At 45.7% G+C, this 11,825-nt stretch carries 25 protein-coding genes; all 25 read left to right on the plus strand.

Annotation, left to right across the window (positions count from 1 at the left end; genetic code table 11):
* The first annotated feature begins 2 nt into the window (after positions 1-2).
* The 25 genes from rplC to rpsD all read left to right on the plus strand — a co-directional run bounded on the left by rplC (position 3) and on the right by rpsD (position 11,824).
* Positions 3-641, plus strand: a complete 639-nt coding sequence (gene rplC / locus sps_RS01805) for a 50S ribosomal protein L3 (protein WP_077750919.1) — start codon at positions 3-5, stop codon at positions 639-641.
* Positions 642-657: 16 nt separating this feature from the next.
* On the plus strand, positions 658-1,263 hold the full coding sequence (gene rplD / locus sps_RS01810; RefSeq protein WP_077750920.1) for a 50S ribosomal protein L4: 606 nt from the start codon (positions 658-660) through the stop codon (positions 1,261-1,263).
* Positions 1,260-1,559 (plus strand): 50S ribosomal protein L23, encoded by a 300-nt coding sequence (rplW, locus tag sps_RS01815; RefSeq protein ID WP_077750921.1) that lies wholly within the window; start codon positions 1,260-1,262, stop codon positions 1,557-1,559. The genes rplD and rplW overlap by 4 nt, the downstream gene beginning before the upstream one ends.
* A 16-nt stretch (positions 1,560-1,575) precedes the next feature.
* On the plus strand, positions 1,576-2,403 hold the full coding sequence (rplB, locus tag sps_RS01820; RefSeq protein WP_077750922.1) for a 50S ribosomal protein L2: 828 nt from the start codon (positions 1,576-1,578) through the stop codon (positions 2,401-2,403).
* A gap of 11 nt (positions 2,404-2,414) precedes the next feature.
* Entirely contained in the window at positions 2,415-2,693 is a 279-nt protein-coding gene (gene rpsS, locus sps_RS01825) for a 30S ribosomal protein S19 (RefSeq protein ID WP_006083596.1), read from the plus strand.
* A 15-nt stretch (positions 2,694-2,708) separates the two neighbouring features.
* Positions 2,709-3,041, plus strand: coding sequence for a 50S ribosomal protein L22 (gene rplV, locus sps_RS01830; protein ID WP_012144645.1), 333 nt, complete (start codon positions 2,709-2,711; stop codon positions 3,039-3,041).
* A gap of 9 nt (positions 3,042-3,050) precedes the next feature.
* Positions 3,051-3,740 carry a 30S ribosomal protein S3 gene (gene rpsC / locus sps_RS01835; protein ID WP_077750923.1) on the plus strand — a complete coding sequence of 230 codons (690 nt, stop codon included), beginning with the start codon at positions 3,051-3,053 and terminating at the stop codon, positions 3,738-3,740.
* An 11-nt stretch (positions 3,741-3,751) separates the two neighbouring features.
* A complete protein-coding gene (rplP, locus tag sps_RS01840; RefSeq protein ID WP_077750924.1) occupies positions 3,752-4,162 on the plus strand; it encodes a 50S ribosomal protein L16 in 411 nt (136 codons plus the stop codon).
* The gene (gene rpmC, locus sps_RS01845) at positions 4,162-4,353 is read left to right on the plus strand and encodes a 50S ribosomal protein L29 (protein ID WP_005503550.1); all 192 of its coding nucleotides are present in this window, start codon (positions 4,162-4,164) and stop codon (positions 4,351-4,353) included. Before rplP ends, rpmC begins: the two co-directional genes overlap by 1 nt.
* Positions 4,353-4,601, plus strand: a complete 249-nt coding sequence (rpsQ, locus tag sps_RS01850) for a 30S ribosomal protein S17 (protein ID WP_077750925.1) — start codon at positions 4,353-4,355, stop codon at positions 4,599-4,601. Before rpmC ends, rpsQ begins: the two co-directional genes overlap by 1 nt.
* Before the next feature lie 178 nt (positions 4,602-4,779).
* A complete protein-coding gene (gene rplN / locus sps_RS01855; RefSeq protein WP_013053412.1) occupies positions 4,780-5,148 on the plus strand; it encodes a 50S ribosomal protein L14 in 369 nt (122 codons plus the stop codon).
* A gap of 11 nt (positions 5,149-5,159) precedes the next feature.
* Positions 5,160-5,474 (plus strand): 50S ribosomal protein L24, encoded by a 315-nt coding sequence (rplX, locus tag sps_RS01860; protein ID WP_005503646.1) that lies wholly within the window; start codon positions 5,160-5,162, stop codon positions 5,472-5,474.
* A gap of 12 nt (positions 5,475-5,486) precedes the next feature.
* On the plus strand, positions 5,487-6,026 hold the full coding sequence (rplE, locus tag sps_RS01865; protein WP_077750926.1) for a 50S ribosomal protein L5: 540 nt from the start codon (positions 5,487-5,489) through the stop codon (positions 6,024-6,026).
* Positions 6,027-6,036: 10 nt separating this feature from the next.
* Entirely contained in the window at positions 6,037-6,342 is a 306-nt protein-coding gene (rpsN, locus tag sps_RS01870) for a 30S ribosomal protein S14 (RefSeq protein ID WP_077750927.1), read from the plus strand.
* 24 nt (positions 6,343-6,366) lie between these two features.
* Positions 6,367-6,759: a 30S ribosomal protein S8 gene (rpsH, locus tag sps_RS01875; protein ID WP_077750928.1), complete on the plus strand. Its 393-nt coding sequence runs from the start codon at positions 6,367-6,369 to the stop codon at positions 6,757-6,759.
* A gap of 10 nt (positions 6,760-6,769) precedes the next feature.
* On the plus strand, positions 6,770-7,300 hold the full coding sequence (gene rplF / locus sps_RS01880; protein ID WP_077750929.1) for a 50S ribosomal protein L6: 531 nt from the start codon (positions 6,770-6,772) through the stop codon (positions 7,298-7,300).
* A 10-nt stretch (positions 7,301-7,310) separates the two neighbouring features.
* Entirely contained in the window at positions 7,311-7,661 is a 351-nt protein-coding gene (rplR, locus tag sps_RS01885; RefSeq protein WP_013053406.1) for a 50S ribosomal protein L18, read from the plus strand.
* Positions 7,662-7,674: 13 nt separating this feature from the next.
* On the plus strand, positions 7,675-8,178 hold the full coding sequence (gene rpsE, locus sps_RS01890; RefSeq protein ID WP_077750930.1) for a 30S ribosomal protein S5: 504 nt from the start codon (positions 7,675-7,677) through the stop codon (positions 8,176-8,178).
* Between the two features lie 6 nt (positions 8,179-8,184).
* Positions 8,185-8,370, plus strand: coding sequence for a 50S ribosomal protein L30 (gene rpmD, locus sps_RS01895; protein ID WP_005503660.1), 186 nt, complete (start codon positions 8,185-8,187; stop codon positions 8,368-8,370).
* A 1-nt stretch (position 8,371) separates the two neighbouring features.
* Positions 8,372-8,806, plus strand: a complete 435-nt coding sequence (gene rplO / locus sps_RS01900; RefSeq protein WP_005503661.1) for a 50S ribosomal protein L15 — start codon at positions 8,372-8,374, stop codon at positions 8,804-8,806.
* A 7-nt stretch (positions 8,807-8,813) separates the two neighbouring features.
* Positions 8,814-10,154 (plus strand): preprotein translocase subunit SecY, encoded by a 1,341-nt coding sequence (gene secY / locus sps_RS01905; RefSeq protein WP_077750931.1) that lies wholly within the window; start codon positions 8,814-8,816, stop codon positions 10,152-10,154.
* Between the two features lie 22 nt (positions 10,155-10,176).
* Positions 10,177-10,290 carry a 50S ribosomal protein L36 gene (rpmJ, locus tag sps_RS01910; RefSeq protein WP_077750932.1) on the plus strand — a complete coding sequence of 38 codons (114 nt, stop codon included), beginning with the start codon at positions 10,177-10,179 and terminating at the stop codon, positions 10,288-10,290.
* A 113-nt stretch (positions 10,291-10,403) separates the two neighbouring features.
* Positions 10,404-10,760: a 30S ribosomal protein S13 gene (gene rpsM / locus sps_RS01915; protein ID WP_077750933.1), complete on the plus strand. Its 357-nt coding sequence runs from the start codon at positions 10,404-10,406 to the stop codon at positions 10,758-10,760.
* Between the two features lie 14 nt (positions 10,761-10,774).
* Positions 10,775-11,167 (plus strand): 30S ribosomal protein S11, encoded by a 393-nt coding sequence (gene rpsK, locus sps_RS01920; RefSeq protein WP_012327241.1) that lies wholly within the window; start codon positions 10,775-10,777, stop codon positions 11,165-11,167.
* Positions 11,168-11,203: 36 nt separating this feature from the next.
* Complete coding sequence (gene rpsD, locus sps_RS01925) at positions 11,204-11,824, plus strand: 30S ribosomal protein S4 (RefSeq protein WP_077750934.1); 621 nt, start codon at positions 11,204-11,206, stop codon at positions 11,822-11,824.
* Position 11,825 lies beyond the last annotated feature (1 nt).

Consider the following 11,825-nt stretch of genomic DNA (forward strand, 5'->3'; position numbering starts at 1 on the left):
AGATGGCTATCGGTCTTATCGGTCGTAAAGTGGGTATGACTCGCATCTTCTGTGAAGATGGCGTTTCTGTCCCGGTTACAGTAATTGAAATCACGTCTAATCGCGTTACTCAGGTGAAAACCTTAGAAACTGACGGTTACCGTGCTCTTCAAGTTACTACTGGTAACAAAAAAGCTAATCGCATCACTAAACCAGAAGCAGGTCACTTTGCTAAGGCAGGCGTTGAAGCCGGTCGTGGTTTATGGGAAGTGCGTTTGGCAGATGATGAAGGCGAAGGCATTGAAGTTGGTGCCGAGCTAAATGTTGATATCTTCGCTGACATAGCGAAAGTTGATGTTACTGGTCAATCTAAAGGTAAGGGTTTCCAAGGCGGTATTAAGCGTTGGAACTTCCATGCACAAGATATGACTCATGGTAACTCACTGGCACATAGATCCAACGGTTCTATCGGTCAAAACCAAACCCCAGGTCGCGTTTTCAAAGGTAAGAAAATGTCAGGCCACATGGGTGCAGAGCGTGTTACTACGCAGAATCTAGACGTTATACGTGTAGATGCTGAGCGTAACTTGCTATTGGTTAAGGGTGCTGTTCCGGGGGCTACTAATGGCAACCTGATCATCAAACCTGCCGTTAAAGCTTAGGTCTGAGGAGATAGTAATGGAATTGGTATTGAAAGACGCACAAAGTGCTCTGGAAGTTTCCGAAACTACCTTCGGCCGTGACTTTAATGAAGCACTGGTTCATCAGGTAGTTGTAGCATATGCTGCAAATGCGCGTCAGGGCACTCGTGCTCAAAAGACTCGCGCAGAAGTTATTGGTTCTGGCAAAAAGCCATGGCGCCAAAAAGGTACTGGCCGTGCACGTGCTGGTACTGTTAAAGGCCCAATCTGGCGTGGCGGTGGCGTAACATTCGCTGCTAAAACACAAGATCATAGCCAAAAAGTTAACAAGAAGATGTACCGCGGAGCGCTGAAAAGCATTTTCTCTGAGTTGGTACGTCAAGACCGTCTAATCGTGGTTGAGTCGTTTAGTGTTGAAGCTCCTAAAACTAAAGAGCTGAAAGCTAAATTGGCTGAAATGAACCTAGAAGATGTGTTGATTGTTACTCCAGAAATTGACGAGAACTTGTTCTTGGCAGCTCGCAACTTGTACAAAGTTGACGTGCGTGACGTTGCTGGTATCGATCCAGTAAGTCTTATCGCATTCAACAAGGTACTAGTAACTGCCGATGCTGTTAAGCAAATCGAGGAGATGCTGGGATGATAAGCGAAGAACGTTTGCTAAAAGTTATTCTTGCACCACATATCTCTGAAAAGAGTACTGTTTGTGCAGAAAATAACAACACGGTAGTTTTCCGTGTAGCTGTTGACGCCACTAAAGCTGAAATTAAAGCTGCAGTCGCTAAGTTGTTCGAAGTTGAAGTTGATTCAGTTCGCACTCTAGTTAACAAAGGCAAAACCAAGCGTACCGGTGCCCGTATGGGTCGTCGTATCGATTGGAAAAAAGCTTATGTAACTTTAGCTGAAGGTGCTGACATCGATTTCGTCGGCGCTGAGTAAGCAAAGGAGAATTATCATGGCAATTGTTAAGTGTAAGCCTACCTCTCCAGGTCGTCGCCACTTAGTAAAAGTGGTGAACAAGGACCTGCACAAGGGTAAACCTTTTGCAGCCTTGCTGGCTAAGAAATCTAAAAGTGGTGGCCGTAACAATACTGGTCGTATCACTGTTCGTCACATAGGTGGTGGACACAAGCAGCATTACCGTATTATTGATTTTAAGCGCAATAAAGACGGTATCCCTGCAAAAGTTGAGCGTTTGGAATATGATCCAAACCGCACAGCTAACATCGCACTTGTTTTGTATGCTGATGGTGAGCGTCGTTATATCCTTGCTGCTAAAGGCATGCAAGCTGGTGATAAGATCCAGTCAGGTATCGATGCTGAAATCAAAGTGGGTAACACTTTGCCATTACGCAACATCCCAATAGGTAGTGTTGTACACGCAGTCGAGATGAAGCCTAGTAAAGGTGCTCAAATCGCTCGTTCAGCAGGTACTTATGTACAAGTTGTAGCTCGTGATGGCGAATACGCTACTCTACGTCTTCGCTCTGGCGAAATGCGTAAAGTACCAGTGGATTGCCGCGCGACTCTGGGTGAAGTTGGTAATGCCGAGCATATGCTACGCCAGTTAGGTAAAGCAGGTGCTAAACGCTGGAGAGGCGTACGCCCAACAGTTCGTGGTGTTGCAATGAACCCAGTCGACCATCCACATGGTGGTGGTGAAGGCCGTACTTCGGGTGGCCGTCATCCTGTATCTCCATGGGGTCAGCCTACTAAGGGTTATAAGACTCGTAGTAACAAACGCACCGACAAGTACATTGTACGTCGTCGCAATAAAAAGTAAGAGGATTCGCCATGCCACGTTCTCTCAAGAAAGGTCCATTCATTGACCTACACTTGCTGAAGAAGGTAGAGAAAGCGATGGAAGCGGGAGACAAGAAGCCTATTAAGACTTGGTCTCGTCGCTCTATGATCATACCTAACATGATAGGTTTGACCATCGCTGTCCATAATGGTCGTCAGCACGTACCTGTGTTCGTAACTGACGAAATGATCGGCCACAAGCTTGGTGAGTTTTCACCAACTCGCACTTATCGCGGCCATGCTGCAGATAAGAAAGCGAAGAAGCGTTAATACGGGAGGAATAAGATGGAAGTTTTAGCTAAACATCGTTTTGCCCGTACGTCGCCTCAAAAGTGTCGTTTGGTTGCAGATCAAATCCGTGGACTGCCTGTTGCTAAGGCTCTCGAAATTCTAACTTTCAGCCCTAAGAAAGCTGCAGTACTTGTTAAGAAAGTACTGGACTCTGCTATCGCTAATGCTGAGCACAATGAAGGTGCTGACATTGACGAATTACGAGTTGGAGCGATTATGATCGATGAAGGTCCAACCATGAAGCGTATCATGCCACGTGCCAAAGGCCGTGCTGATCGTATAATCAAGCGCACCAGCCACATTACTGTGGTTGTGTCAGATCGCTAGGAGTTAGCAATGGGACAGAAAGTACATCCTAATGGTATCCGTCTGGGTATCACTAAGCCTTGGATCTCGACTTGGTACGCTGATAAGTCAGACTATGCCAGCAACTTGAATAGTGACTGGGAAGTGCGTAAGTTTCTTGAAAAGAAACTTAAGCAAGCATCAGTTTCTAAGATTGTTATCGAGCGTCCAGCTAAGAGTGTTCGCGTTACTATTCACACTGCCCGTCCAGGTGTTGTGATTGGTAAGAAAGGTGAAGACGTTGAGAAGCTACGCAACGCTGTTGCTAAGCTGACTGGTATTCCAGCTCAGATTAACATCGCTGAGATCCGTAAGCCTGAGCTAGATGCAAAGCTTGTTGCCGATGGCATCGCTTCGCAGCTAGAGCGTCGTGTTATGTTCCGTCGTGCTATGAAGCGCGCAGTACAAAATGCAATGCGTCTTGGTGCTAAAGGTATCAAAGTTGAAGTTAGTGGCCGCCTAGGCGGAGCTGAAATCGCGCGTTCTGAGTGGTATCGTGAAGGTCGCGTACCTCTACATACACTTCGTGCTGATATCGACTATTCTACTGCAGAAAGTCACACTCAATATGGTGTGATCGGCGTTAAAGTTTGGGTCTTCAAAGGTGAAGTTCTAGACGGAATCGTTCCTGCGCATGAAGAGCCGAAACAGCAGCCGAAGCGTAAGCCTCGCGGTAAATAGGAGAGCTGGCAATGCTGCAACCAAAACGAACTAAGTTTCGCAAAATGTTCAAAGGCCGCAACCGTGGTCTTGCGAACGGCACTGAAGTAAGCTTCGGTGATTTCGGTTTAAAAGCTGTTGGACGTGGTCGTCTAACTGCTCGTCAAATCGAAGCTGCGCGTCGTGCAATGACACGCCACATTAAGCGTCAAGGTCAGATCTGGATCCGCGTTTTCCCTGATAAGCCGATCACCTCTAAGCCTCTTGAAGTGCGTATGGGTAAAGGTAAGGGTAACGTTGAATACTGGGTTTGCCAGATTCAACCAGGTAAGGTTCTTTATGAGATGGATGGTGTACCAGAGGAGCTAGCTCGTGAAGCTTTCGCTCTTGCTGCCGCTAAGCTACCTCTTAAGACTACCTTCGTAACTAAGTCGGTGATGTAATGAAAGCGAGCGAACTAACAGAAAAGAGCGTTGAAGAATTGAACGCTGAACTGCTTGGTCTGCTGCGTGAGCAGTTTAATCTGCGCATGCAACACGCAACTGGTCAGTTGACTCAGACTCATCAGCTGAAAATCGTGCGTCGCAATGTAGCGCGCGTTAAGACCATTATTACTTCTAAGGCGGGTGCGTAATGTCTGATAAAATCCGTACTTTGCAGGGTCGTGTACTTAGCAACAAGATGGACAAGTCTATCACTGTAGCTATTGAGCGTAAGGTTAAGCATCCTTTATACGGGAAGTACCTTAAGCGCACTACTAAGATCCATGCACATGACGAAACAAATCAGTGTAGTGAAGGTGACGTCGTGACTATTCGCGAATGTCGTCCTCTATCTAAGACTAAGTCTTGGACCCTGGTTGAAGTAGTGACAAAGGCCTAATTCATTTTAGGTTTAGTTAAACGGCTCCTGCTATAGGAGCCGTTTTTATTTTAACACTATCTATTCCCAAAATCGGGTGTTATACTTGCGCGCCTTTTTAGACTAAATGTTAGTCGAAAAGTGGCGAAATAGTAGTCCCGATAAGGGATGTGAAGTAACGTTTAGCGGAGCATTTACAATGATCCAAATGCAATCTACTCTAGATGTAGCCTGTAATAGTGGCGCTCGTAGAGTTCAGTGTATTAAGGTCTTAGGTGGATCTCACCGTCGTTATGCCGGTATCGGCGACATCATTAAGGTTTCTGTTAAAGAAGCTATTCCTCGTGGTAAAGCGAAGAAAGGTGATGTTTATACTGCGGTTGTGGTTCGTACTAAGAAAGGCGTACGTCGTCCAGACGGTTCTGTCATTCGCTTCGATCGGAACGCAGCTGTTTTGCTTAACGCAAACAATGCACCGATTGGTACTCGTATCTTTGGCCCAGTGACGCGTGAATTGCGTAATGAACAATTTATGAAAATTGTTTCTCTGGCACCAGAAGTACTGTAAAGGAGCTTCAAATGGCAGCTAAAATCCGTCGCGAAGACGAAGTAATAGTACTAGCAGGTAAAGATAAAGGGAAACGTGCAAAAGTTTCTCAAGTTCTTACTACTGGTAAATTAATTGTTGAAGGCATCAATCTTGTCAAGAAGCATCAGAAGCCAAACCCACAACTGGGTGTGACTGGTGGTATTGTTGAGAAAGAAGCACCGATACAAGCATCAAACGTAGCGCTATTCAACTCTGCCACTGGCAAAGCTGATCGCGTTGGTTTCCGATTTGAAGACGGCAAAAAAGTTCGTTTCTTTAAGTCGAACAGTGAACTCATTAAGTAATTGGAGTAAACGATGGCGAAACTGCATGATAAATATCAAGAGACTGTGAGTCCTGAGCTTGTTAAAAAGTTTGGTTACACCAGTGTCATGCAAGTCCCTCGGATTGAGAAAATCACCCTTAACATGGGTGTTGGCGAAGCAGTAGCAGATAAGAAAGTTATGGAGCATGCGCTTCGTGACATGACTGCTATCGCTGGTCAAAAGCCAGTAGTGACTGTAGCTCGTAAGTCAGTGGCTGGTTTTAAAATCCGTGATGGCTACCCGATAGGCTGTAAGGTTACACTGCGCGGTGAGCGTATGTGGGAATTCTTAGAGCGTTTAGTTGATATCGCAATCCCGCGTATCCGTGATTTCCGTGGCATGAGCGCTAAGTCGTTCGATGGCCGTGGTAACTACGCGATGGGTGTACGTGAGCAGATTATCTTCCCTGAGATCGAATACGATAAAATCGATAAGATCCGTGGTATGGATGTTGTGATCACTACTTCTGCGAAGAATGATGAAGAAGGCCGAGCTTTGCTCGAAGGCTTTAACTTCCCATTCAAGAAATAAGGGTAGCGAAATGGCAAAAAGTTCAATGAAAGCACGTGAAGTAAAACGTGCCAAGCTCGTGGCTAAATTCGCTGAAAAGCGTCAAGCTCTTAAGGCTATCATTAGCAGCCCGACAACATCTGATGAAGATCGTTGGGATGCCGTTCTTAAGTTGCAAGGTTTACCACGTGACTCTAGCGCTGCGCGTCAGCGTAATCGCTGTAGTCAAACTGGTCGCCCACATGGTTATTTACGTAAATTCGGCCTTAGCCGTATCAAATTACGTGAAGCGACTATGCGCGGTGAAGTTCCTGGTCTACGTAAGGCCAGCTGGTAAGCACGTGTCACGGAGTAAGCTAATATGAGCATGCAAGATCCTATAGCGGATATGTTAACACGTATTCGTAATGGCCAAGCTGCTAACCACGTATCAGTATCTATGCCTTCTGCTAAGCTAAAAGTTGCCATCGCGCAAACGCTTAAAGAAGAAGGTTATATCACTGACTACGCCGTAGCAGATGAAGCTAAACCGACTCTAGAAATCACTCTTAAGTATTTCCAAGGTCAACCAGTCGTTGAGACTATCCAGCGCGTTAGCCGTCCTGGTCTTCGTATTTACAAAGGTAAAGGCGAACTTCCAAAGGTTATGGGCGGACTGGGTGTCGCAATCGTGTCCACTTCTAAAGGTTTGATGACTGATCGTACCGCCCGCCAAAATGGCATGGGTGGGGAAGTTATCTGCTACGTAGCATAAGGAGCTAGCAATGTCTCGTGTCGCAAAAGCACCAGTCGCTATTCCTGCAGGCGTAGAAGTGACTTTAAACGAACAAACTATCACCGTAAAAGGTACTAAAGGTAGTTTGACTCGAGTAATAAATACTGAAGTTTCTGTTGTTGTTGAAAACAACGAAATCAAGTGTAGTTCTGTTGAAGGCGTTAAAAATAACGCTCAAGCAGGTACAGCTCGAGCTTTAATCAACAATATGGTTGTTGGTGTAACAGCTGGTTTTGAGAAGAAACTAACTCTAGTTGGTGTCGGTTACCGTGCGAAAATCACTGGTAAAGATATCGACCTGACTCTAGGTTTTTCACACCCTCTAGTACACAAACTTCCTGACGGCGTAACAGCAGCCTGTCCTTCACAAACTGAAATCGTACTTACGGGTACTGATAAGCAGTTGGTTGGTCAAGTAGCAGCTGAGATTCGCGGATATCGTCCACCAGAGCCTTATAAAGGCAAGGGTGTTCGTTATACCGATGAGCAAGTACGTCGTAAAGAGGCTAAGAAGAAGTAGGTAACGCGATATGGATAAGAAAACATCTCGCTTACGTCGCGCATTACGCGCCCGTAAGAAGATCCAAGAGCTGGGCGTTAACCGTCTGGTTGTACATCGTACACCACGTCACACCTATGCTCAGGTAATCAGCCCTGATTCACAGGTTTTGGCGTCAGCTTCTACTGCTGAGAAAGCGGTATCAGAGCAGCTAAAGTACACAGGCAACGTAGATGCAGCAAAAGTAGTGGGTAAAACCGTCGCTGAGCGTGCTATCGAAAAAGGCGTGACTGTAGTTGCATTCGATCGTTCCGGTTTCAAGTATCACGGACGTGTAGCTGCATTAGCAGACGCCGCTCGTGAAGCTGGCCTCAAGTTCTAAGGAATGATGAAAAATGGCTAAATTTGAAGCTCAGCAAAAAGACGATCTGCAAGAGAAATTAGTTGCAGTAAATCGTGTTTCTAAAGTAGTTAAAGGCGGACGTATCTTTAGCTTCACTGCACTAACTGTAGTCGGTGATGGTAATGGTAAAGTCGGCTTTGGTTATGGTAAAGCGCGTGAAGTACCTGCAGCAATTCAGAAAGCGATGGAAAAAGCTCGTCGTAACATCGTTTCTGTTGAATTGATCAATGGTACTTTGCACCACCCTGTAAAGGGTCGTCACACTGGTTCGCGTGTTTACATGCAGCCAGCCTCTGACGGTACCGGCATTATTGCCGGTGGCGCAATGCGTGCCGTATTGGAAGTAGCAGGCGTTCATAACGTTCTGTCGAAAGCATACGGTTCAACTAACCCGATTAACGTTGTTCGCGCAACTGTAGATGCGTTGGTGCACATGAAGTCACCATCACAAATCGCAGCTAAGCGCGGCCTCAATGTTAATGAAATTCGAGGTTAATGCACCATGGCTAAGAAAACATTAAAAGTTACTCAGACTAAAAGTTCAATTGGACGTTTGCCTAAGCATCGTGCAACTTTGACTGGTCTAGGTCTACGCCGTATTAACCACACTGTTGAACTTGAAGATACTCCTTCAGTTCGCGGTATGGTTAACAAGGTTTACTACATGGTTTCGGTGGAGGAAGTATAAGATGCGTCTAAATACTCTATCACCTGCTGCAGGTGCTAAATCAGCAGCTAAGCGTGTAGGTCGCGGTATCGGTTCAGGCACTGGTAAAACTTGTGGTCGCGGCCACAAGGGTCAGAAGTCTCGTTCTGGTGGCGGCGTACGCATCGGTTTCGAAGGTGGTCAAATGCCACTTAAGATCCGTCTGCCAAAATTTGGTTTTACCTCGCGTAAGGCTTTGGTAACTGCGGAAGTTCGTATCAGCGAACTTGCTAAAGTTAACGGTGATGTTGTTGACTTGAATGCGTTGAAAGATGCAAATCTTGTTACACGCAACATTCAGTTTGCTAAAATCGTTCTTTCAGGTACCATTGAGCGCCCAGTGACCGTTAAAGGTCTAAAGGCAACCAAAGGTGCACGTGCAGCTATCGAAGCTGCCGGCGGAAAGATCGAGGAATAATACGTCGATGGCAAAACCAGGACTTGATTTAAAAAGCGCGAAAGGTGGATTTTCTGAACTGAAAACTCGCCTCCTGTTCGTGATTGGTGCAATTATCGTCTTTAGAGCCGGTTCGTTTGTACCAATTCCTGGTATTGACGCTGCTGTATTAGCAGAGCTGTTCAATCAGCAGAAGGGTACCATCTTAGGCATGTTTAACATGTTCTCTGGTGGTGCTCTTGAACGTGCTTCTATCTTTGCATTAGGAATTATGCCGTATATTTCGGCATCGATCATAATGCAGCTATTGACTGTGGTACATCCTGCACTCGCTGAACTAAAGAAGGAAGGCGAATCAGGGCGTAAGAAGATCAGTCAATACACACGATACGGCACATTGGTTCTGGGCACGTTCCAGGCAATCGGTATCGCAACGGGTCTACCTAACTTGATCCCTGGTTTAGTAGTAAACCTAGGTTTTAGTTTTTACTTCGTTGCTGTTGTGAGTCTAGTCACAGGAACTATGTTCCTTATGTGGCTCGGTGAGCAGATTACCGAACGAGGCATAGGTAACGGTATCTCGATATTAATTTTCGCAGGTATTGTCGCTGGTCTACCATCTGCTATCGGCCAAACGGCTGAGCAGGCGCGTCAAGGTGACTTGAGCGTACTAGTATTATTGTTGATTGCAGTTATCGTATTTGCTGTGACCTTCTTTGTTGTATTTGTGGAACGTGGTCAACGTCGTATCGTCGTTAACTATGCTAAGCGCCAGCAGGGCCGTAAGGTTTTTGCTGCACAAAGCACACATTTACCGCTCAAGGTTAATATGGCAGGTGTGATACCACCAATTTTTGCGTCTAGCATCATTTTGTTTCCAGGCACACTGGCTCAGTGGTTTGGTCAAAATGAGTCCCTTTCATGGTTAAGTGATTTTGCACTTGCTGTGTCACCGGGACAACCGCTTTACTCATTATTGTATGCAACAGCGATTATCTTCTTCTGTTTCTTCTATACTGCGTTGGTGTTTAACCCTCGCGAGACAGCTGATAACTTGAAGAAGAGTGGTGCGTTTATTCCCGGGATCCGTCCTGGAGAACAGACTTCGCGTTACATTGATAAAGTAATGACTCGCCTGACATTAGCAGGTGCCTTGTACATTACCTTTATCTGTTTAATTCCGGAGTTCATGTTAATTACGTGGCAAGTACAGTTCTATTTTGGCGGTACTTCACTACTTATTATGGTAGTCGTAATCATGGACTTCATGGCTCAAGTTCAGACCCATATGATGTCTCATCAATATGAGTCTGTTATGAAGAAAGCTAATTTAGTTAACAAAGCGAATTTAGATCGCTTTGGACGCTAAACTAACTTTACGGAGTGATGAAATGAAAGTTCGAGCTTCCGTTAAGAAGATCTGCCGTAATTGCAAGATCGTCAAGCGTAAGGGCGTTGTTCGCGTACTTTGTGTTGAACCTAAACACAAACAGCGTCAAGGCTAAAACATTTGCTCAGCCCTGTCCGGGCTGAGCAAAATATTATTTGCAAAACTGTCGTCTGTCGAGTATCCTACCGGGCTTTTCACAGATGACCATTAACTATTGAGGAGTGCATAGTGGCCCGTATCGCTGGCATTAACATTCCTGATCAGAAGCACACAGTCATTGCATTGACTGGAATCTTCGGCATCGGCCGTACTCGCGCTAGAGCAATCTGCGCGGCTACTTCTATTGCTGAAGAAGCTAAGATCAAGGAATTGAGCGAAGCTCAAATTGATACACTACGTGAAGCAGTTGCCGAATACACTGTAGAAGGTGATTTGCGTCGTGAAGTTTCTATGAACATCAAGCGTCTTATGGACCTTGGCTGTTACCGTGGAATACGTCACCGTCGTAGCCTGCCCCTTCGTGGGCAACGTACTAAGACCAATGCGCGTACGCGTAAAGGTCCTCGTAAGCCAATCAGAAAGTAACGGGGTAATCCAATATGGCTAAAAGTCCGTCACGTTCTCCGCGCAAGCGCGTACGTAAACAGGTTGCTGATGGTATGGCTCATATCCATGCGTCTTTCAACAACACAATTATTACCATTACTGATCGTCAAGGTAATGCACTATCTTGGGCAACTTCAGGTGGTTCAGGTTTCCGTGGTTCACGTAAATCTACTCCTTTTGCTGCACAGGTTGCTGCTGAGCGTGCAGGTGTTGCTGCTCAGGATTACGGTGTTAAAAACCTTGAAGTTTTTGTAAAGGGTCCAGGTCCAGGACGCGAATCTGCGATTCGTGCACTGAATTCGGTTGGTTACAAGATAACTAACATTACCGATGTGACGCCTATCCCTCATAATGGTTGTCGTCCTCCTAAGAAACGTCGCGTTTAACTCGTCGTTTTTAAATAGGATAGTTGGAGAAAGAACATGGCAAGATACTTGGGTCCAAAGCTCAAGCTCAGCCGCAGAGAAGGTACAGACCTTTTCCTAAAAAGCGGCGTGAGAGCAATCGATTCGAAGTGTAAGCTTGAAACTGCACCTGGACAACACGGCGCTCGTAAGACCCGCCTGTCTGAGTATGGTGTTCAGCTACGCGAGAAACAAAAAGTTCGTCGTACTTATGGTGTGCTAGAAAAGCAATTCCGTAACTACTACAAAGACGCTGCACGTCAAAAAGGTAACACAGGTGAGAATCTGCTTACTCTTTTAGAAACCCGTCTTGATAACGTTGTTTACCGTATGGGTTTTGGTGCTACACGCGCTGAATCACGTCAACTAGTTAGCCATAAGTCAATTATGGTTAATGGCAGCGTTGTTAACATTCCATCATTCAAAGTGTCTGCGAATGATGTAATTAGCATTCGTGAGAAGTCTAAGAAGCAAGCGCGTATTATGGCTGCTTTGGAAGTTTCTTCTCAACGCGAAAAGCCGACATGGGTTGAAGTTGATAACACTAAGATGGAAGGTGCTTTCAAGCGTCTACCTGAGCGTAGTGATTTATCTGCGGAAATTAACGAACAGCTTATCGTCGAACTTTACTCTAAGTAAA

Source organism: Shewanella psychrophila, assembly GCF_002005305.1.
Classification (GTDB): Bacteria; Pseudomonadota; Gammaproteobacteria; order Enterobacterales; family Shewanellaceae; genus Shewanella; species Shewanella psychrophila.